Below are 21,429 nucleotides of genomic sequence, written 5' to 3'. Positions count from 1 at the left end.
TTTATCATAAGGCCTAAAGTGCATATTTTTTCGATTATCTTTCCACTGATTTTTATCGTGTTAAGTGGTTACATCAGCTCGCGAAGCACGTTTTTATCGAAAGAGCATATAGCAGGTTTAAGTAAGTTTACTTTTTATATCAGTGTGCCTGCTTTTCTATTTTTAAATATGGCCCAAGCCGATTTACAAAATAGTGTGTCTATTGCAGGCTTTTTGAGCTTTTACATTCCAGTATTGGCCATTTACGCCCTCGGCTATGTTCTTGACCGCTATCTCATTAGCAAGCAATCTGCGCCGTCACGTCATGCTGTATTTGCCCTTGGCAGTAGTTACTCAAATACAGTACTGGTAGGCTTACCTATTATTATTGCTGCACTTGGCCAACAGATGGTCGGCATTGTGTTTATGATCATCACTTTTCATAGCGCACTTTTGTTTACCCTTACCTTTTTGCTCAGTGCTAAGTCGCAGCAAACATTCTCTTGGCGAGCATTTGCTAAAAACATGCTGCTGAATCCAGTCGTGTTAAGCATCAGTAGCGGCTTGGCTGTTAACCTACTTGGCTTTACACTTTTTGATAATTTAGCAAATGGCCTGAGTCTACTTGCCAAACCTGCCATTGCCTGTGCGTTATTTGTATTAGGGGCGAACCTTGCGTTTTATAAAGTGGCCGACAACTTACAAGCCTCTCTTATTGCAACCATCATCAAGCTAGTTGTATTACCGTGCGGGGTCTACTTTTTTGCAGGCAGCGTATTCAACCTAGAGCAATCATTACTGAACGTGTTAGTACTTTTAAGCGCCTCTCCTTTAGGGGTCAACGCTTATCTAATCGCCAATCAAATTAAGCAACACCAAGCGACACTGGCAAGTAGCGTCGTGCTTTCAACTGTATTGAGTGTAGCGAGCTTTAGCATCTGGTTAAGTATTTTACTTTAAACATCTTCGCGCTTGTTTTTGCTGAACATTTAATGGCGAAATAAAGTTATCTTCACGCTGTTTTTGCGTTAAGCAGTTGCGTCGTTTTGGCAATGCATTTTTCGCAGCATCATTAATTTCACGACTCAATGCGGGTAAGCTAAACAGCTTGCCTTGATTAGCTAATATAATTAAGCGGTCAGCATGCTCATCAAACGCTATTTGTTGCTGTTGATAATCATCAACCTGATAAAACAGCTGACCCGTGTCAAGATGATAAATACTAGGCTTACCTTGGTTAATTATTAAATATTCTGCTGATGCTGATAAGCTTAAATCCCCAGCTTCTTCAGTGGTGTTAAATCGATAAAGTTCTTGCAAGCTAACAGTGTCAACAACCACAACAGCTTTGTCTTTTAATCCAATAACCAGCTCACTCCCCTTAACAAGTAGGTCTGCAATATCAGACTGGAAGGTCAGTTGTTTTAAAACCTCACCGGTTTGCAGATCCAAGATACCCACTTTACGCTTGGCTGCTTTTATTACCAAACGGTTTGCTTGTGACACAAAGTAGGCATCAAGAACTCGGGCTATTTTAGTTGTATTAAACTGCGGCTTTTTCGCTTGTAAATCATAAAGCATCACCCCTTTTTTATTATTACCTAGCAATAAATAACGCCCATCAGCACTCAGCCTAGGCTCGGTCATGATGGTATCTTCACTAAGGGGGATTTCGGCGATGCTTTGTTCGCTCATCAAGTCAACGGAGTAAAGCGCTTTTTTGTTCCAAGAATCTTCAATAAATAAAACAAACTGCTGTGCTTCATTTAATAATGAAACCGAAGCCGAATCATATTTGTCACCAAACTCAATTAAGCTGTTCTTTTCTAGATCAAATACTTGGTGATTGCCATAACCACATTCCACACTTATAAAGCGTTTTGCATTGGCTACATCGGCGATATTAACACGATGTCGTTTACACAAATCTATGCGTCGAACAAGCTCACCACTCAAGCTATTAAACATATAAAGCTGGTTTTTATTATCAAGGCTCTGTGCTGCCAGAGTGTGCCCGTCAGTGCTAAATTCAGCGCCCCATAAATTAATTTTTTCGCTAAGTGCTATGCTCGGGCTATTTTTCAGTAATGACCAAATTGAAATACTTTTGTCATCACTCGAGGCGTTAACCAACTCACTATTTGTTAAAACAAGCTTTGTGCGCTGATTAATTTTAAAGTTATTAACTTCAATAGCAGTTGCGACATCCCACACACGCACATTTTTATACGCTAATGTGATCAAAAGCTTACCGTCTGGTGTAAATGCGCCATCTTCAACATTTGAAAAATGGCTAAGCTGACTACCTTGATTTGTTTTGATATTCCAAAGTGTCGGAGCCTTTTCTAAACTACGAATAAAATCAGCATTTTCGGTTGTCGATTGTACTTGGTTAACAGTGGCCATTGCATAAACGTATTCTCCATTTTTACTCATCAAGGTATGAATATGCGGAGTAACTCCTTGTTGCTCGCCACTTTCAACTGCTTCAACACGGGTACCATTTAGATCGTAAATAACTAAGCCTTGGCTATCATTGGTAAAGCCTGTTTGTCGAGCTAAGCTATTTTTAGCTGTAAAATCATAAGCTAAATCCAATGAGCGTATTTCATTTCCATTTTGAGCGTTGAAGAGTTTAAGTGGCCCCACGAGCTCAGGAGTCGTTAAAATATAGTGACCATTTGGGCTAATTTGAATGTCTGCCAAGCCGTATTGTTGAGAATGTTTAACATCGTATAAAAGCTCATTATTAGTGACATCCCAAGCAATGAGCCGGTCAAAATGACTGCTCATATAAAGGATTTTGTTATCAGGACTAAATACTAGGTTTTTTATCTCGGCTTTAATTTCGGTGCTTTGTTGTTTGGTTAAGGTATCACTATCCCAAACACTGACTTCGCCCTCACGAGTCGCTATAGCAAGTTGTTTGTTATCACGGCTTAAACTAAAACCTTGAACAAACTGTTCAGTTTTAAGCAGTTTATCTTCGTCACTATCTGTTATTGATAAACGCTTAACTTTGCCATTTGAAAGTACAAACAGCTGCTCATTTTCAACATATTGGTACTGTTCAATTTTTTCTTGTGCTTGATAATAAAAGTGTTTGTTATTGGCATAAATCGCCCGACGCAATTGCCCTATTCCACCGGGCATTGGACGCTCTCCCCCATATAAACCGGGTAGTGCATTGAGGCCTAATAGCAACGCAGTATCATGCTCTCCATCATCGTTTGCTTGACGGGCTCTATCAAGCAAAAAGCGACTTTGATTTAACAATGAAGCATCACGCTGCTCAGTTGCTATTTTAGTTTGCTGTTGCGCAAGCTGTTCATTTTTAATGGCTTGTTGCTGTTTAATATAAGCAAAAACACCCGCAACCACTGCAATAACAGCTAGCATAGCGACGGCACTTAACCATTGGCGCAAACGCTTTGCCTTTTGCTTAGCAAGTTCTAATTGATAAGCTTGATCGCGCTTAGTTAATGCTCCGAGTGGCACACCTAAAATGCCTGCGATAATTTTTAACAGCATCAATTTTTGTTGAGCTTGGTATTGCTCAACATATCGAGCTAAATCTTGGCTTGAAAATTCAGTGCGCGATTTTAAATACTGTTTATATGCTTCAATTGAGGTCCAGCCTTGTTCAAGCTTGCCATCATGATTAACCCGAAAATCAGCCGCTAGAGGCTCAGCTAATTGCGTTGTTGGGTTACCCTGTGCGTCGTAAGCATATTGTAAGGGCTTTGGAAAACATTCATCCTCTGGCGCAACCCCTTGCGATTGCTTTGTTTTATCCCAGCTTGCATTTGGTTCACCGTCAATCATTGCGGCAATAATTTGATCGCTTCGGCCTAACTTTTTGAAGTAATCGATTTCATCTGCAACATAAGTAGATGCCACAGCATTAGGTGAACATAGCACGATAAGCAGTTGAGTATTATCTAGTGCACGTGTAATTGCATTGCCAAGATCAGCATCGGCTGGGAGCTCTTCTTCATCACGAAAAATAGGGAAAATACGCTCTGGGATCAACTCGCCACGGGCATTTTTTTGACCCACTAAATCTTTCGGGATTTCATAGGTTTCGATTGCTTGGTGCAACCAAGTTGCCCACTGCCGTCCAGTTTGCTTATTATCAGCGTGACGATATGAGATAAACGCCAAGTATTGATGCTTAACTAACTTCTCACTCATTAGCTAATCTCTCTTAAAGTCTACAATACGCACTTCACCATTAGGGCGCTGACTAGTAAACGGGTAACGGCACTTAAACTGTTCTGGCACACCATGCTGCCACCAATTTACAACATCAGCTGTACCGCCAATTCCTCTGCTAGGTTGAGAATCCCACACTGCGATTAGCTCGTCGGCCATAGCAACCAAGTGCGCTGCTAAAGAGGCATATTGCAAAGCACGAGACTCATTAGCTGTATCTTCCATCTCGGCTAAACTTCGATAAACAGGGGGAATTTCTGCAAACCACTGTGCTTTGGCGAGCAACTGTTCAAACTCACTATCTTGTTTACTAAAATCCAATTTATACAGTTCGTAAGCCATGGGCAGTAGAGCAATAAAACTAGCGTCTAAATGGGTTAGCGCTCGCTCTATCACTAATCTATCAGCTCCTTCAGCAAGACCAGAAACAAACTGAAAATGACAATTTGGATGAGCCTGCTTAATCGCATCTAACTGCTGATCAATGTCTCGAACCAACGTGTCATGTTGCTGGCTTTCAAGGTTTGTGAAGCGATGGCCTGTGACTGCCACGGTGACCACTTTTTCAATGCCAAAAGGTTGCGTTGTATCTTTTGCCAGTAACAGTAAATCGTTAACAGCTGAGGCAAAAAAATCACTATTACCTTGCTGCTGTTGTTGTGTTAAATCATGCCAAGGTTTTATCAGTGTATGTCGTTTTGCAATATTTGAGCGAGTACTAGAAAACTGCCAGCCATCAATTTTACGCTCAGCGCACCAGCGAGCATGCTCCATCGACGACATCACATTGAGCTCGTTATCTGATAATTCAATGCTGTTTGAGTTGCTGCTAAAACGTGCATTTACCATCGCCAGTTTTTCACGCCAACTCAGCGCAAAAGCTCTATTGGCTTCCTTTAAACTATAAGGTAGATCTTGCCATGAAGTAACATTAGCTTGATTTGCTTGATAGCTTTGTTCGTGAGCTCGCTTAGCTAACACTGAGCCACGAGGCTGAGTCACTGCGCTAATATTGATATCTTTACTGTTATCATTAAAAGCCACCAAGTTATCAGGTACTTGCCTTGTTTTAGCTTGTTGTTGTTCACTAAATTCGGTGTAGCTAGTCGCGTAGTAAATGGGTGCCATAAATAAGCATTCAACTAGCATCTTATTGCGAAGTGTCAAAGCGATTGAGAAACAGTTTAATTGCTGTGTATCGAAAATATAAATTTGCGTTGCATTAGAAATGATATCGAGCAGCAGTTTATTATCTGCGAGTAATTCATGAATTTGCTTATTAATAACATTAAGCTCAGCGGCAGCGTCAATAGCTGTAAGCTCTGCACTCAACTCTGCATTAGATTCGGTAGTGATTAAAGTAATTTTTACCGGCTTTAAACTACTGTAGATAGCACTTTTCGCATAAGTTCTTGCTAAATCTAACGCCGCGTCATTACTACCAAAAATAACCAAATGAACTTGGTCTTTTCCTTGAATATTAAGCAGTGGTAACGGCGAATGCTTGGCGAAAAGCTGCTCTGCTAGTAACTGGCTTTTACGCCAAAAGCGTAATTCAGTGCTGGTATTTTCAATAAATCGAGGGAGTTGTTTAAGTTGATCCGCTAATACCCGACTATGCAGATGTACAAAAACGGGCGCTTTCAAGTTGGGTAAGTTAGTAAGTACTTGCTGTGCAATAGTAATGTTATGGCTATCATCGCCACAACAGAAAAATACCGCCTCAGCATGCTGTAAATGAAGCTTATCAGCAACTGATTGATTAATATCACCAACATGCACAATCGCACCTTTTTGTTTCAGTAAGGCAATATGACTATTTTCAGGGTTACTTTCGATTGCTATAACTGATTTATTCGCAGCCAATGCAGATAGAGCAATGGCAGAACCTTTATTTCCCAAACCAATAACAAGCTGAAAATCAGAGCGAGGCCTCAGTAAATATACAATGAGCTGCTTTGCACCATCAAAAATTAGATAAAAGAAAATTAATGCTGTCGTTAAGGGGGCTGCAAATCGAGCAAATTCAATGAAAGGGTTCATTTGATTGGTTTTATAAAGCTCTTGTGTCCAATCACCACTAAAAGCAAACAGGCCCGCAATTGCATATATATTGTTAGCTAAAGGTTCACTCCAGCGTGTTGTTTGCGATACACCAAACAGCCCCACCAACATAATGAACATAAATAAGCCGAACAGAAATAAAGTCGATTTCTTTTGTGAATCCATGGGCTACCTTGGGTTATTTTTATAGTTTATATTAGGAAATAATAACCCCTCAACGCAGTTACCACCAGCGAGGCTTACTAAAGCCCACCCGATACGTCTATAAAACTGCCCGTTGTGAATGAGGCTTGCTCACTTGCCAAAAAGTAAATTGCTGAAGCGACCTCTTCTGCCTCACCACCACGCCCCAGCGGCAACTTAGATTTTAACCTATCGACTCGGTTTGCCTCACCGCCATCGCGGTGCATATCGGTATAAATAAGGCCTGGCCTTATCCCATTAACTCGAATACCTTTACTCGCCACTTCTTTGGCAAGGCCAATCGTGAAGGTATCAAGTGCTCCTTTGGATGCGGCATAATCTAAATATTCATTTGGCGAGCCTGTGCGTGAAGCACCTGATGAAACATTCACAATACAGCCTTTGTCCATACGCTTTATAGCTTCTCGCGCGCACAGAAAGGCGCCTGTAACATTACAACTTAAAATAGCGTTGATACGCTTAGCATCCATCTCTAATAACGGCATTTGCGGCATCATCATCGCTGCGTTATTAACTAATACATCTAACCGCGAAACCTTAGCATCTAATTTAGCGAACATAGCGAGCACTTGCTGCTCATCGGCAATATCAGCTTGCAACAAATAGGCATTCACGCCAAGCGCATTTATCTCATCAGCGACCTGCTCTGCACTTGCGTGATCAGACTTATAGTTAATACATACATCATAGCCATGTTTAGCAAACAGTTTTGCTGTCGCTGCACCTATACCGCGGCCTCCTCCGGTAATAAGAACCACTGGATTCGTGTTCATTCTGACTCCTTGAAAACTAACCTAAACTGCTCACACACCAACGGCATATCAGGGTGACATTGATACTCTGTGTCCGCGAGCTCTCGCTGGTAATAATCCCAATGCACACGCTGCCAGTACTCAAGGCTTTTGTCGCCCTCGCCTTCTAATGCGGCGTAATCGGTGCTTATTTGATTATATGGGGTGATAGTTACAGAAACGGTTTCAATAATGCCGAGAGGCTGTCCCTGCCAATTGGTAAAAATGGCTAAATCACCAACTTCAGGAAGGGCTTCATTATTGGCTTTAAACCAATAAAGTGAAGGGGTTGTTGCTTGTTTTACACCATTTAAAACCAGCAATGCGCAGTCATTGGCATCTTGCTCATTGTCGCAAAAATGCCAACTTGGCAGTTCAATCACTTCGCGCCCTGATTGCTCATTAAAGCGAGCAATCATCTGCGCGATACGCTGCTCGTTACTTAACGGCTGCAACGACAGAAATCTCAACGAGTAGTGCATCGCGCGCCATTTTTGCCTCAACACAAGCGCGAGCTGGTGCATGACCCTGTGGCACCCATGCATCCCAAACAGCGTTCATCTGTGCAAAGTATTCCATGCTCTTCAGGTAAATTGTGGCACTTAGCATGTGCTCTTTGCTACTACCTGCTTCAATAAGCAGCGCCTCGACCTTATCTAGCATGGTTTGAGTTTGTTCGGTGATATCTTTTTCGGCATCAGCACAAACTTGGCCGCATAGGTATACTGTGCCGTTATGCTTAACGATGCGGCTCATACGCGCACCGGTTTGTAAACGTTCGATTGTCATAGTAAGAACTTAAAAAATTAACAGTGGCGCTAATTTAGCAAATCCACTGTTAGATTTCGACGTTATTTGGCGAGTGAATACTGAGGTACTGACTGCGCTGTTTGTGTTCATCATATTCGATAACAGCAACCGCTCCTGTATTGAAGATTGGCATATGACCAGGGCTTAACTGGTCAACTAAGTAGCTAACAATTGGCATATGGGCAACGACCAACCAGGTATTGCAGTCTGGGTGCATAGCAATCAAGGTTTCTAGGTAATCAGCAGCAATTTGCGGTACACCATCGGGGGTAATATCACTGCAGGTTTCGTTAAATTGTAACGAAATATGTTGCGTCGCATCCAAAGCAGTTTGTTGTGCGCGAATGTAAGGACTTACCAACAGAGCATCAGGTTTATGGTGTGTTGCTAACCACTGCCCCATTCGACTGGCTTCTTGGTGACCGGTCTCGGTCAGTTGTCTTGCTGCATCATCTGCTTGCATTGGCGTAGCTTCGCCATGGCGCATGATTAAGATTGTTTTCATAAAAAATCAACCGATTAAAGAATATAAAACAGTAGCCAGTTTGCTTGATTGTTCGCTATATTAGAATATCATCACTAGATACATTAAACATCCGCTTATGATATTCAGGTAGATTTTCGTAGCTCTGTCTTTTTTAGCTTTCCTGAAAATATCATCTGTTGTTAGGACATTAACGCACTCTTTCAGGAGCATCTTTTGAATATCAGCCGCAATGATAACAGAACATATCAACCCCTAACACTGGACAATGGTCTAAAAGTACTTTTAGTGCAAGACTTAGAGTCAACAAAATCAGCGGCTTCAATGGCTATTAACGCAGGCCATTTCGATGACCCCCTTGATAGGCAAGGTCTCGCGCACTTTTTAGAGCATATGCTTTTTTTAGGCACTGATCTGTACCCAGAATCGGGCGGATTTTCTAATTTTGTATCGCAATCTGGTGGTAACACCAATGCCTGGACTGGCACTGAGCACACTTGCTACTTCTTTGATATTAATAACCAACAGTTTGCTGAGGCACTGGCACAATTCAGTCGTTTTTTTATTGCCCCACTCTTAAATCCTAAAGAGACAACTAAAGAACGTAATGCTATAGACGCAGAATTTAAACTAAAAATAAAAGATGACGGCCGCCGTATTTATCAGGCTCATAAAGAAACGGTTAACCCAGCGCACCCTTTTGCAAAATTTTCGGTCGGTAACCAGCAAACCCTCGCGGATCGTGAGGGCTGTATCAGTGATGAGCTACGTGCTTTTTTCGATAGCCACTATCAGGCTCAGTGGATGACACTGGTGATATGTAGCAATGAAGATATTGCGACCATGACCACCTGGGTAAAACAGTTATTTAGCGAAATTAAAGGTCAGCCAAAAAGTAAAGAGATCATAGAGCAGCCACTTTACCGTAAACAAGACTTAGGTAAGGTGCTGCATATTGAGCCACATAAACATATGCAAAAGCTCATTATTAGCTTTGCGATGCCAAATATTGATGACTTTTACCGTCACAAAACCGTTAGTTTTATCGCTCACTTACTTGGCTACGAAGGCAAAGGTTCGCTGTACTCTATTCTAAAAGAGCAAGGCTGGATCAATGCCCTCTCAGCAGGTGGTGGCATTAATGGCAGTAACTTCAAAGATTTTAACGTAAGCATGGCGTTGACTGATGAAGGTATTGAATACTATGAAGATATCGTCGAAATGGTGTTTGAGTATATCTGCTTGATTAACCAAAACTGCGATAAATTGCCGCGCCTTTATCAAGACAAAAAGAACCTCTTGCAAATTGCCTTTGATAACCAAGAAAAAGCACGTTTAATTGATTGGGTTAGTAACTTAAGCATTAATATGCAGCATTACGATGAAGCCAACTATGTGCAAGGCGATTATTTAATGGAAGGCTTTAACCGCTGCGCTCATGAAATTGCCATGCAATGGCTAACACCTGATAACATGCGCTTGGTACTCATTCATCCAGGTGTTGAGCCTGAGCACACTACAGCTTGGTACAACACCCCATATAAAGTAGAAGACATCTCAGCAAGTTGGTTAGAAGCGCTTAGTGAAATAAACACGCCATTACCACAGATGTGCTTACCAAGTGCTAACCCATACCTCACAAAAGATGTTGAACTATTACCATTAGACGAGCCAAATAAATCACCTGAGCTTTTAGTCACACGAGACGGCTTTGATTTTTGGTTTAAGCAAGACGCGACTTTCAGAGTAGCTAAAGGGCATTTTTACTTAGCAATGGACTCAACCTTTGCAATTAAAGATGTTAAACACATGGCCCTTACCCGCTTATTTGCAGACCTGTTTATGGACAGTGTTGCTGAGCAATTTTATCCAGCAGAATTGGCTGGTCTTAGTTATCACTTAACCTCGCACCAAGGTGGCTTAACCCTACATACTGCGGGTCTTTCATCGAGTCAGTTAGAGCTGGTTAATGAGTTACTTGAAGCACTCTTTAATGTTGAAATCTGCGCAAAACGCTTTGCTGAATATAAAAAGCAGCTTGTGAGACACTGGCGAAACAGCAATCAAAATAAACCCGTCAGTGAGTTATTTAGTATTTTGGGTGCGCAAATTATGCCGTGGAACCCAGAGCCGAATGCCTTAGCACAGGCTTTAAAGGATACTAGTTTCCATCAATTTAATTGCTTTAGAAATGAGTTTTTTAAAGCCTTGCACGTTGAGTCTTTTTTACATGGTAACTGGCAACGTAGTGATGCACTCAAGTTCCAAAAGCAAGTGACAGAGCACCTAGCCGGCAGCACAACAATTATTGATTTAACGCGACCACTTAACGATATAACTGAAGTAGATCAGCAGCGCTTCACGTTAAATTGCAGCGATCATGCGATGGTGCTTTACTACCAAGCACAAACGGATGACACCATCGAAAAAGTACAAATGATGGTACTTAATCATTTAATAAATCAAGATTATTTTAATGAGCTAAGAACCAAGCAACAGCTCGGCTATTTAGTTGGTGCAGGCTATGCACCTTTCAATACCCGTGCAGGTATTGCTTTTTATGTGCAGTCACCTAAGCATAGTGCTGATGAGATACTTCAGCGTCACCAGCAATTTATTAATAATTATGTGTCACAAGTAAACAGCATTTCTGAGCAGCAATGGCTCGATACCAAAGCAGGTCTTGTTACACACATTGCTGAGAAAGATAAAAATTTACGCTTACGTTCGCAACGTTTATGGTTAGCAATTGGTAATCGCGATACTGAATTTAATATGCAACAACAGCTTTTAGAGGCACTTGATAAGTTAACTCTTGCTCAAATGCAGCAGTATATTACCGAGACATTTAGCGATAACCGGCCAAGAATAGAACTTTTAAGTGAGCCAAAGACCAAAAAACAGCCAAAAGCAACCCTTTCTTCGCATTCTCTTTGACTCGAACGCGTGCTTAGATTAGATTAATTGGTGCGATTTACGGTAATGCATTAATGATAAAAAAAATAAAAATGATTTCTGCTTTTTTAACAATAAGTATGGCTGGGATTTTTTCAGCATCCGCCAGCCCCATAGAGCTTGAACAGAGCACCTTGCTGCTTATTCCAAGTGCTATTATGATGCTGTTATTGCCGTACCTATTATTTATAATTTTCAAATTAAAGCGCTCTCGAAAACAACTGCGTATTTCAGAACATCGCTTAAAAAGTACCGTAGAAGGCAGTGGCGACACTCTTTGGGATTGGAATATAAAAACCGGAGAAGTGCTACGAATAAATGATAAATACACCTCAGATACAAACAGTAGCAGCGGCTTTCCCCCTAACCGCGAATTGATTCACCCACACGACTTACAACACGTCGAAACAGCCCTAAAAAAACACTTTGCCGAACACACCGCCTTTTTTGAAGCAAGTTACCGGATTAAAGATAGCCTCGGTCGTTGGCATTGGGTGCTGGATCGCGGCAAGATCATCGAAAAAGACGCAAACCTAAGCCCTTTGCGTATGACAGGCACTGTAAGAGATATTTCTCAACTTAAATCAACAGAAGCCCGTTTAAACCTATTCGCTAAATGCGTTGAGTCGCTAACTGACGCCATCGCCATTTTCGATAAAAACTTTAAGCTGGTTGACTTAAATCCAAGCTTCTTAACGCTATTTGGTGGTACACGAGAGCAATATTTAAAGAAAGATTTTACCTTGAATGGCTATGACCAAAGCTATGTGGATGAAATTAAAGCCACCGTAAAAGCGACGGAACATTGGCAGCAAGAGGTTAAACTTCGCAATGCGAAAAGGCAGCTGCTACCGATTGAAATTTCAATTGATGAAATCAAAAATGAGCACAACCAAATATGTAACTATGTCGTTGTGTTTTCAGATCAAACTGAGCGTAAAAAAGCCGAATCGCAATTACATAATTTATCGAACCGCGACCGCACAACAGGCTTACCTAACCGAAACTTATTTTTCACCAATCTAAAAAAGCTCGCTAAGCAAGATAACCATCACGCTTTATTAGTGTTTGACCTAGATAACTTTAAAAAGATTAATGACTCTCTGGGTCACCAACTTGGTGATAGCTTGCTATCTAAGCTTGCGATGCGCCTGAATAAGTTAACCCGCGAAAAAGATGTGTTTTATCGCCTAGGCGGCGATGAGTTTGCACTGGTAATGTCGGGTACCAACGATATTCATACCATCACTCGCATGGCAAAACTCTTTTTAGCCGCAATTGCCACCCCTTTTAATATGGCAGGTCATGAACTGGTGATCACCTCAAGTGTCGGTATCGTGCTGTTCCCTGAAGATGGCAATACCCCAGAGCTATTACTTAAAAATGCGGATACAGCTATGTATCACGCAAAGAAAAAAGGCAATAGCTATCTGTTTTTCAACGACACAATGAACCGTGAAGCAGTTAAACGCTTACAAATCGAAAACTTAATGCGTTACGGCCTAAAAGAAGATCACTTTGAAGTGTATTACCAACCGAAGATGAATATTCGTACAGGTAAACTCGATGGTATGGAAGCGCTTGTGCGCTTTATTACCCCGAAAAAAGGTGTGATCAGCCCAGGAGTGTTTATTCCTATCGCTGAAGAAACTGGGCAAATTATCGAAATTGGTGAAGTTGTTTTAAACAAAGCATGCCGCGATGTAAAAGCATGGATAGATCAAGGCTTATTCAACGGTCGTGTTGCTGTGAACTTATCAGCTAAGCAGTTTAGTTTACCTGATTTAACCACCCGTATTGATGTGATTTTGCAAAAGAATGAACTGCCCTCTTACTTCCTTGAACTTGAGATCACCGAAGGTACGGTTATGGACGACCCTAACGAAGCAATTGCAGTAATGCGTTCACTCAGTGCTCGTGGTATTCACCTTGCGATGGATGACTTTGGTACGGGTTACTCATCTTTAGCCTATCTTAAACAGTTCCCGCTTAATACCTTAAAAGTTGATAAAGCCTTTATTGATGATATGCAATCAGAGCGTGGCCGCAATATGGTTGACTCAATTGTAACCATTGCCCATAACCTTGATTTGCATGTGGTTGCAGAAGGGGTCGAACAAGCCGAACAGGTTGTGATGTTAGAACAGTTAAAGTGTCAGACGGTTCAAGGCTACTATTACTCTAAGCCACTGTCTCAGCCTGAATTTACCGCCTTCCTACAAAAACAACTCGATAAATCTGCGCCTAGCCTGTTAAAAACAGCAGAAATTTAAGGTCGCCAGCCACAAGATTGGCGGCCAACATGGCGCACAAATGCGCGGCGGTAATGCACATTAAATAAACACCAAGCGATAGGCCCAAGCACTCCACCTAACAGCATCCAACGCTTTACCGGCATTCCTTTAGATAAAGACTCTAAATACATCACCAAAATAAACACACAGCTCAAAAATACAAATAACACACAGCACCTCATTAAAATCAGCGGCAGTGTACATAATTTCAGCAAACTTTAAAACTTCTCTCATGCTATACCCTCTATAAGGCTTATTTATACTGACCTTTATGGTAGTTAACCTTACTTTCTAGGCTGTTGAAATGATGTACAAAAACCAGCCTCACTGCTATTATCGGTACGTGCAATTTGCACAAAGGAATATACAAAAATAATTATGAGGAATCGTTATGTCTGAAGAATCAGCTAACATCTATGAAGCGCCAGAAGCTGAGCTTACTCAGCAAAATAATGGTGGTAATAAACCTATTTTAAACTTTGACCGCTTTTCTGCTTGGGGCGTGTTCTTTTTATGTCTTTTCACATTTGGTATCTACGCCGTATACTGGCTAGTAAGCCGAACCAATAAAGCCAATGCATTAGCAAAAAACCAGGTAAGCCAAGGCTTAGTTTATGGCTATGTTGCTTTGTACATTGTGAATATTGCGTTGTCTTTTACAGGAATTTCACCTGAAATTGGTGGTATTGTGTCACTGATTTCGTTTGTTGTTGCCATTGTATTAATTTTCTCTCTTCGTACATCGATTAAAGAGTTGATTAATGAAGGCAGTAATGAACCAGTTCATTTAGGTGGTATTTTAACGTTTTTCTTTAACGTTATTTATTTCCAATACAAAATTAACGAAGCTATTGATAATCAAAAATAATCGTTTCGCTTATTAGCTAATAAAAAAGGCATTGAATTCAATGCCTTTTTTATTGCGGGTTGCTATTAGGTTATTACAATGCCCCGGAGTGCTTCACATTTAAATAGGTGTTAAGCACATGCGGTAGTAGCTGCTCAGGGTTACAATCTATAGCTATTACACCTTGTTTTTTCAGCTTCGCCATATTGGCTTTATGTGAATTTAATAACGCTAATGCTGCACAATAGCTGGTTGCATCTTCGTACTTTTCAATAGGCTCATCGAGCACCTCATTTACCGCCCGATTATTAATATTAATAAGTGCCACTAAGTGGTGTTTTTGTAATAGCTTAATTGCAGGCATTAACTCATCAATGCTTTGCTCATCAAGTGTGGTGACTAATAACACTAAAGAGCGCTTACTGCGCTTGGCGATTAATTGGTTTACAGCCACTAAATAGTCACTGCTGCTCTTATCTGGGTATAGATCATAAAAGTGATTCATTACCCGTGATACATTCTGCGCGCCTTTTACATCGGGTAACCAGCGCAGGTTTTGATTAAAGCTTTGCATGCTAAACCAATCACCTTGCTTTAAAACGGTGTGTGACAGCAGTAGCAATGCATTTAAAGCATGATCAAAGTGGCTGCCTTCATTAGCTTCAATGGCCATTTTTTTAGAGGCGTCTAGCATCACTATAACGTGTTGGTTTTGCTCTTCTTGATACTCACGAGAAATGAGTTTTCGACGCTTACTGGTCGCCTGCCAGTCTATCTGTCTAACACTATCACCTTGGCGATATTCGCGTAATTGCTGAAATTCGATACCATCACCGCGCTTTTTAGTGAGCTTTAAGCCTGAAATAGGCTTATTCACTACGCCATTTAAATGCTGCTTTGAAGTAACTCGGCTAAAGTCGGGATACACTTTTAATTGAATTGCTTGCACAGCTAACCAGTTTGTTTGCCAAAGGCCAAATGGCGACCCTACCCTAAGTTCAATGGCACTGATCTGCGCATCACCTCGTTTGTGAGCGCGTAATGTAAAGCTCTGCTTTACTTGTTGCATTGCATCTATAAACACCGTTTGCTGTGGCTTTTGTAGCTCAATTGCATTACTTAAATGAACACTGACATCTAGCATGGTCGCATGCTTCGCTTTGTTTTTAATCACTAGCTGCAATGCTTGGCGGCGATACAAAGCCATGTTGAGACTCGTTTGTGCACTTACTTCAAGTAAAGGCTCTGACTTCGCCGCTATGTAATCTACAAATGCGAGCAATAAAGGCACTAAGAGCAAGGCCGTTAGCACTAAGCTGTCAACTGATGCAATGGCACAGACAAGCAACAATAACAGCAACAAAGCTGTTAATTGTACTAAGCGTTTTGCAGGTCTATGCTTAATGCGATTCATGAGCGTGGCGCTTCAACACTGGCTAAAATGGCATTGATCACTTCATCAAATGACACCCCTTCCAGCTCCAAATCAGCCGATAAAATTAATCGGTGTCTTAAGATATTCACAGACACTGACTTCACATCATCAGGAGTTACAAAGTCACGGCCATTCATTAATGCCATTACTTTTGCCGCTTTAATGATATTAATTGAGGCACGTAACCCTGCGCCGTGCAATACGCCTTGCCAAGTTCGTGAACTACGCACGATATCGACGGCATAATTCAGTATTTGTTCGTCTACTAAGATATCTGCACAAAGCTGTTTAATTTCCGCAATTCGATTAGCATCCAATACCGCAGGGAGCTGCTCTACTTTGGTTTCATTAGAGACAATTTGTGTATTCAGTTTTAAAAGCTCAACTTCCGATTCATGAGAAGGAAAACCAAGCTCCACTTTCATCATAAAACGGTCTAATTCAGCCTCAGGCAGTGGGTACGTCCCTTCTTGATCTAATGGGTTTTGAGTGGCTAATACCATAAACGGTGAATCAATAGATAATGACTCGCCATCAATGGTGATTTGTTGCTCTTGCATCACCTCAAGAAGAGCTGATTGCGTTTTAGCTGGTGCACGGTTGATTTCATCAGCCAGCAAAATATTAGTAAATGCTGGGCCTTTTTTGATATTAAATTCACCTGATTTCATATCATACAAACTATGACCAACAACATCTGAAGGCATTAAATCCGGTGTAAACTGCACTCGCGAAAAGTCTACATTTAAGCTTTTTGCCAAGGCTCTAACCAGTAGCGTTTTACCAAGCCCAGGAACCCCTTCAAGTAACACATGGCCACCCGCAAAGAGCACTGTAAGCACATCTTCAACAATGGCATCTTGACCAACTAACACACGCGAAATGTTATGCTTTACTTGTTTTACTGCATCAGCTGCCTCAACTAAGCTCATGCGATTAGTGTCCAATTCCGTGCTCATAAGGCATTCCTTAATTGTTTAAATCGTTTTATATATTCTGTTCGTTGTTCTTTGGACTCAGGCAACTTGCTAGCAAGCAACTCAGCCACATTGTGTTTTTCAAAATGAGTTAAATTAGCGATGATCTGCGCCTGCTTTTCAGCACTAAGCATCTTAAAATTAGGCACTCGCGACTCTACTTTGGCGTAAAAATCTTTCTTGAGTGCAGTAAATAGCACGGCTTCGTGACCATGCTCTGAATAAAAGTTTGCCACTGCACGAATATGCTGGTTAAAGCTGGTTTTTATATCGAAGTCAGGAGCATAAGAGCGGCCTATACGACTACTGATATGCCACACTGCAAGCACAATTAATAACAGCAACGTCACCACAAATTGCCAGCTCCAGTGCCATAATTTGGCAAACCAATTTGGGTAAGTCAGGTAAGGTACATAGGTTACTTTTTCAGCCCCTTTACTTAACCAAAGTAATAAACTGCCATGATCCAGATGGCGAAGTCGGTAATTGGTAAAAGGTAACAGCGATGGCATCACAATGACCCTACCTTGACCAAATGCAAAGTCACACATCAAGGTATCGCCGTTATCATTGTTGGTACTCACACCGGGGCAGTTTTCAATAAAAAAGGCACGGCTTAGCTCAAGGTCAAGCTGAGTGTTTTCATCAATTGATAAAGTACTATTTTTATTCCCTTCTTTGAGCATCGCAAAATCATATTCAAAAACATCTTCTTGGCTTTCTACATTGATGCCAAGCTGACTAAAAAATACTGTGCTATCTATTGCCAGCTCATCACGTTGCCTGTTTAATACATAAATTAAACGCCCGCCTTCTGCGACCCAATCGGCAAGTTGTACATCTAACTGGTAAGAGTCAGCAAGCACCGCCTCATCCAAAATTAAGATACTTTGCGGGTCTATGTTTAACTCATCACTTTGTGCTTGCTCTGCCAAGCGTTTGTTTTTATTCCAATCGATACCATTGGCTTTAAGTAGCCGCTTAGCCATCGTAAAGTTATCTCTTGCCACATCACTATGAAAGCCAATTTCTATTTCTTTTTTCTGCCAATCTAAAGAAGCAATACCAGCAATAACAAATAAGCTAAACACCACTAGCGCCGCTATGAGCACAACCTTAAGCTTCATGGGCTTGCTCCTTAGTCTCTGTTGTCATTGCCGTAATTTGCTCTGTCAGCTCGATAAAGTCGATATCAGGGGTTTTATGGCCCCAAGCAACCGTGACCCACGCAGAAAATAAGCGGGCAAAAATTTCTTGCCCTTGATTTGGCACCCTAGCATCTATTGCACGTTTACATTCGAGCTCAGTCATCGAGCGGTGCAAGCGCACTTCATGTTGTTGCTGCGCCCAACTCAGCGCATGATGAAGCAAATACGCCAGCGCCAAGCGGTGCTCACCTCGCTCAAAACACTGCTTTGCTGCGGCAATTAAATCTGTAGGTAAATCTTTGCTTTTAATTTCTGCAAATAAGGTTGGGATAACAGGCTCTTCATTCACTTTACTGCGCTCAGGCAAGCTTAAGTTGGCAAAAAAGCCACGCTTTTGCATCAGGTAATAAACTAGCCAAATAACTAATAAACCGACCAATACCCAAACTAACACGCCAAACACTTCACCAATGGCAGTAAACACATCGATAAGCCATGACCAGTCACTATCTGATGAACTCGCTTTTGCTTCGATATTTGGCACCCAAGTAGTCTCAGTTTCGATGACATTAGGCTCATTATAAAGAGCAGTAACTTGCTCTTTTACTGCTTGCTTATCGATTTGCTCGGCGTAGCTTGTTGATGGTTGCAGCGTAAACGTTGTTAGCATAAGTAGTGCTACAGCACTGACTACGCCTGCAAGACGGGTGCGAATATTTTTAAATGCCAGCTCGATATCCCATCCCTCTAGTTCAACACGGCGGTGTAAGTAAGCAAGAAACCCACCGGTGACAAAAAGCGGTGCCACTAACGAGATACTGATGATATAAATAAAGTTAAACGCTATCTCAACCCAGATAGGCGCTTCGAATAGTTGGTACATGGCTTCTTGTGCAGAGAATGAATGGGGCACAAGTGCAATTGTCAGCGCAGATATACCCATCAATAAGATAAACTCAAAATGTACACAGAACAGCATCCACAATGTTTGCTTAGGCTTAGTTGAAGCAAACAATACCTGCTTACGCTTAGTTTTGCGTTCACCTGATAGTCGTTCAAGTTGCTCTACGGGGGCTAAAAATGCTCTGTTTGGGCTGAGCCTAAAAACGGTTAAATGCGCTAACATATCAGCGATTTTTAACTGCTTGAGTGACTTTAAGCTACTCATTATGTTGACTGGCTGATTGAAAACCGCTTTTGACATGTAATCGAGCAAAGGTCGCTCAAATACAGGTTTAAGCCACCAAACAACAAAGCCACCTATGCCCCAGCTTAATAAAAAGCCGACAATCAAAAATACGGGTACTGCCATCATCAAATACAAAGAGACCAATGCCACAGCATGCTGCTTAACTAGCAACACTGTTAAATCAAAGGTTTCGTAAGCACTGCGCTTGCGAGGATTGAAGCTAAGACGATTAAGCTCCATAGCGCATTCCTCTGTATAAGCGAAAAATGACATAAGCCCAACAACCGCTGCCAACTAAATATTTAACTTCGTTAGCAATATCACGGGGTGACCAAAATGCTTCGATGAAAGCGGCAATGACTAACATCAAAAATGCGCCAACAATCAGTGGAAGCGCTTTTTGTGCAGCCTGTTTCATCGCATATGCACGGGTATACTGCCCTGGATTTAACAAGCCGTAGCCTATTTGACACCCGGCCGCTGAAGCAATAATGATAGCGGTTAACTCAAACGAGCCATGGGTTATTACAAACGAGAAAAACGGCCCTTCAAATCCAACATTCACAATGTGAGCCGCAACGGCACCAAAATAAAAACTATTGAACAACAAGAAAAAGGCAGCGCCAACACAGAACAATACGCCACCTGCAAACATCTGAAATGCGATACCAATGTTATTGTAGATATAGACCCCGAACATCATCAGATCTTGCGATGCGCCGCGCTCCGCCGATTGAACGCTACCACTAGGGTTATACATTTGTTCGATATTAAGTACGGTGCCTTGCCCTAAAAATGTATACGCAGCATCAGGGTCTATTGTCACCCAAATAAAAGCAATTAAGGCCAATCCCCAGAATGCCAATAGGTTAATACCAAGCATTAAACGATTTTCATACAGTGCACGCGGAAATGCCGTGCGGGCCACATGCCATATTTCAGAAAATTGATTGCTTCGAGATAAATAAAGGCGCTTCTGCCCTAACTGCACCAGCCTGTTTATTTGCTCGATCAACACTGGACTATATTGACGACTTTGCGCAATGGCTAAATCATTACAGACTTTGCGATACAAGTTAGGGAAATTAACAGGTAAAGACTCTGCACTATTTTGTTCACAAAGCGCTTCAAACTCATCCCAACTGACACTATTTGATTTTACAAATTGAGCTTGCTTCATTGCTTACCCTCCTGCTGCGGGTAATCGTTATCGTGTTGAACTTGCCCAGCAAAGTGGCGTGCATAGCTAACGAGCTGCGCCTCAATCTCATGCTCTTCAGCAGAAAACGGTGCAGCTAAAATAGCTGCCAACTCACGGCGCCTTGCATCAGATAATTCATCATGACGCTCTGCAAAAGCAAGCACCGCTAATTGCTCTTCGGTGGTTAAGCTAATGGTAGGAATATGCACTTCACCTTGAGATAATTCAGGGCGCGTAGCTAACTCATCGTCGTAAATAACCATGGTGCCTGCAGCCCAATCACCAATGCGTTTAAAACGGTTGTTAAACAACATAACCACAAGGCCTAAGAAATAGCCTATAGGTAGCATATCGGCTGGGCGTAGTAAGTTACGCACTACAATTTGCGAAAAGCTTGCTGGTAAACCATTGTCTTGCACAACACGAATTTTTAGGCGTTTTTTACCCGGCGTTTGGCCACTTTCCATTTCAAACAGGATGTTATAACCCCATGAAATTAAAAAGTAAGCAATTAATATAAGTCCTTGCCCAGCATCGCCAAAAAAGGCAAATACAGTACCTACAGCAAGTAAAACCAAACTACGGATAATAAAATCGATGATGTAGGCATAGCTTCGGGCAACAACGCCAGCGGGAGTAATGGCGATATCAACGCCTTCGGGGAGTTTGATGTATTCTCTGTTTTCCAATCCGTGGTTCAACATTAATCTACTACTGGTATTTATTGTTGTTTTCGTAAGCCAATAATAATGCGCGTTTTTCGTTCCTTTTTCAATGAATTTTGTTATGAGCGCGTTACAAATAAAACAAAAAAACCGGCTATAAGCCGGCTTTCA

Annotated in this window: 17 protein-coding genes; 4 read left to right on the top strand and 13 right to left on the bottom strand. The window is 41.6% G+C overall.

All coding sequences use genetic code 11. The features are described 5' to 3' along the window. The first annotated feature begins 18 nt into the window (after window positions 1-18). A complete protein-coding gene (locus VRK28_RS13300) occupies window positions 19-939 on the top strand; it encodes an AEC family transporter (RefSeq protein ID WP_062566842.1) in 921 nt (306 codons plus the stop codon). Here the strand turns inward: VRK28_RS13300 and VRK28_RS13295 are convergent. From VRK28_RS13295 to sixA, 6 genes are all read right to left on the bottom strand, one after another. Beyond that, window positions 931-4,173, bottom strand: coding sequence for a toll/interleukin-1 receptor domain-containing protein (locus VRK28_RS13295; protein WP_062566841.1), 3,243 nt, complete (start codon window positions 4,171-4,173; stop codon window positions 931-933). The genes VRK28_RS13300 and VRK28_RS13295 overlap by 9 nt on opposite strands. A gap of 3 nt (window positions 4,174-4,176) precedes the next feature. Further along, window positions 4,177-6,423 carry an NAD-binding protein gene (locus VRK28_RS13290; RefSeq protein WP_332394029.1) on the bottom strand — a complete coding sequence of 749 codons (2,247 nt, stop codon included), beginning with the start codon at window positions 6,421-6,423 and terminating at the stop codon, window positions 4,177-4,179. A gap of 77 nt (window positions 6,424-6,500) precedes the next feature. Then, on the bottom strand, window positions 6,501-7,235 hold the full coding sequence (locus VRK28_RS13285) for an SDR family oxidoreductase (RefSeq protein ID WP_062566839.1): 735 nt from the start codon (window positions 7,233-7,235) through the stop codon (window positions 6,501-6,503). Then, complete coding sequence (locus VRK28_RS13280) at window positions 7,232-7,708, bottom strand: ASCH domain-containing protein (protein ID WP_062566838.1); 477 nt, start codon at window positions 7,706-7,708, stop codon at window positions 7,232-7,234. The genes VRK28_RS13285 and VRK28_RS13280 overlap by 4 nt, the downstream gene beginning before the upstream one ends. Continuing rightward, window positions 7,692-8,042: a RidA family protein gene (locus VRK28_RS13275; RefSeq protein WP_054562122.1), complete on the bottom strand. Its 351-nt coding sequence runs from the start codon at window positions 8,040-8,042 to the stop codon at window positions 7,692-7,694. The genes VRK28_RS13280 and VRK28_RS13275 overlap by 17 nt, the downstream gene beginning before the upstream one ends. A 49-nt stretch (window positions 8,043-8,091) precedes the next feature. Then, on the bottom strand, window positions 8,092-8,568 hold the full coding sequence (sixA, locus tag VRK28_RS13270) for a phosphohistidine phosphatase SixA (RefSeq protein ID WP_054562123.1): 477 nt from the start codon (window positions 8,566-8,568) through the stop codon (window positions 8,092-8,094). A 195-nt stretch (window positions 8,569-8,763) separates the two neighbouring features. On the opposite strand from sixA, the gene VRK28_RS13265 reads away from it, so the two are divergent. Both VRK28_RS13265 and VRK28_RS13260 read left to right on the top strand, forming a co-directional pair. Next, on the top strand, window positions 8,764-11,484 hold the full coding sequence (locus tag VRK28_RS13265; RefSeq protein WP_332394028.1) for an insulinase family protein: 2,721 nt from the start codon (window positions 8,764-8,766) through the stop codon (window positions 11,482-11,484). Between the two features lie 176 nt (window positions 11,485-11,660). Then, complete coding sequence (locus tag VRK28_RS13260) at window positions 11,661-13,775, top strand: sensor domain-containing protein (RefSeq protein WP_442961234.1); 2,115 nt, start codon at window positions 11,661-11,663, stop codon at window positions 13,773-13,775. Here VRK28_RS13260 and VRK28_RS13255 read toward each other — a convergent pair. Then, the gene (locus tag VRK28_RS13255) at window positions 13,772-13,966 is read right to left on the bottom strand and encodes a hypothetical protein (RefSeq protein ID WP_054562126.1); all 195 of its coding nucleotides are present in this window, start codon (window positions 13,964-13,966) and stop codon (window positions 13,772-13,774) included. The two genes, VRK28_RS13260 and VRK28_RS13255, sit on opposite strands and share 4 nt — an antisense overlap. 221 nt (window positions 13,967-14,187) lie before the next feature. Between VRK28_RS13255 and VRK28_RS13250 the strand changes: the two genes are divergently transcribed. Continuing rightward, window positions 14,188-14,664, top strand: a complete 477-nt coding sequence (locus VRK28_RS13250) for a DUF4234 domain-containing protein (protein WP_062566835.1) — start codon at window positions 14,188-14,190, stop codon at window positions 14,662-14,664. Between the two features lie 73 nt (window positions 14,665-14,737). On the opposite strand, the gene VRK28_RS13245 is transcribed toward VRK28_RS13250, so the two are convergent. The 6 genes from VRK28_RS13245 to VRK28_RS13220 are packed head-to-tail and all read right to left on the bottom strand — an operon-like array spanning window position 14,738 to window position 21,297. After that, window positions 14,738-16,057 (bottom strand): DUF58 domain-containing protein, encoded by a 1,320-nt coding sequence (locus VRK28_RS13245; RefSeq protein WP_062566834.1) that lies wholly within the window; start codon window positions 16,055-16,057, stop codon window positions 14,738-14,740. Continuing rightward, entirely contained in the window at window positions 16,054-17,037 is a 984-nt protein-coding gene (locus tag VRK28_RS13240; RefSeq protein WP_062566833.1) for an AAA family ATPase, read from the bottom strand. The genes VRK28_RS13245 and VRK28_RS13240 overlap by 4 nt, the downstream gene beginning before the upstream one ends. Further along, window positions 17,034-18,182 carry a DUF4350 domain-containing protein gene (locus tag VRK28_RS13235; protein ID WP_062566832.1) on the bottom strand — a complete coding sequence of 383 codons (1,149 nt, stop codon included), beginning with the start codon at window positions 18,180-18,182 and terminating at the stop codon, window positions 17,034-17,036. Before VRK28_RS13235 ends, VRK28_RS13240 begins: the two co-directional genes overlap by 4 nt. After that, window positions 18,172-19,632: a hypothetical protein gene (locus tag VRK28_RS13230; RefSeq protein ID WP_062566831.1), complete on the bottom strand. Its 1,461-nt coding sequence runs from the start codon at window positions 19,630-19,632 to the stop codon at window positions 18,172-18,174. The genes VRK28_RS13235 and VRK28_RS13230 overlap by 11 nt, the downstream gene beginning before the upstream one ends. After that, entirely contained in the window at window positions 19,622-20,572 is a 951-nt protein-coding gene (locus VRK28_RS13225; protein WP_058586348.1) for a stage II sporulation protein M, read from the bottom strand. Before VRK28_RS13225 ends, VRK28_RS13230 begins: the two co-directional genes overlap by 11 nt. Beyond that, the gene (locus VRK28_RS13220) at window positions 20,569-21,297 is read right to left on the bottom strand and encodes an RDD family protein (RefSeq protein WP_062566830.1); all 729 of its coding nucleotides are present in this window, start codon (window positions 21,295-21,297) and stop codon (window positions 20,569-20,571) included. The genes VRK28_RS13225 and VRK28_RS13220 overlap by 4 nt, the downstream gene beginning before the upstream one ends. Window positions 21,298-21,429 lie beyond the last annotated feature (132 nt).

Origin of the sequence: Pseudoalteromonas sp. P80D2, assembly GCF_036680945.1 — a bacterium.
Classification (GTDB): domain Bacteria; phylum Pseudomonadota; class Gammaproteobacteria; order Enterobacterales; family Alteromonadaceae; genus Pseudoalteromonas; species Pseudoalteromonas shioyasakiensis.
Note: the sequence above shows the minus strand (reverse complement) of the source record. Positions and strands in the feature narration are given on the sequence as shown.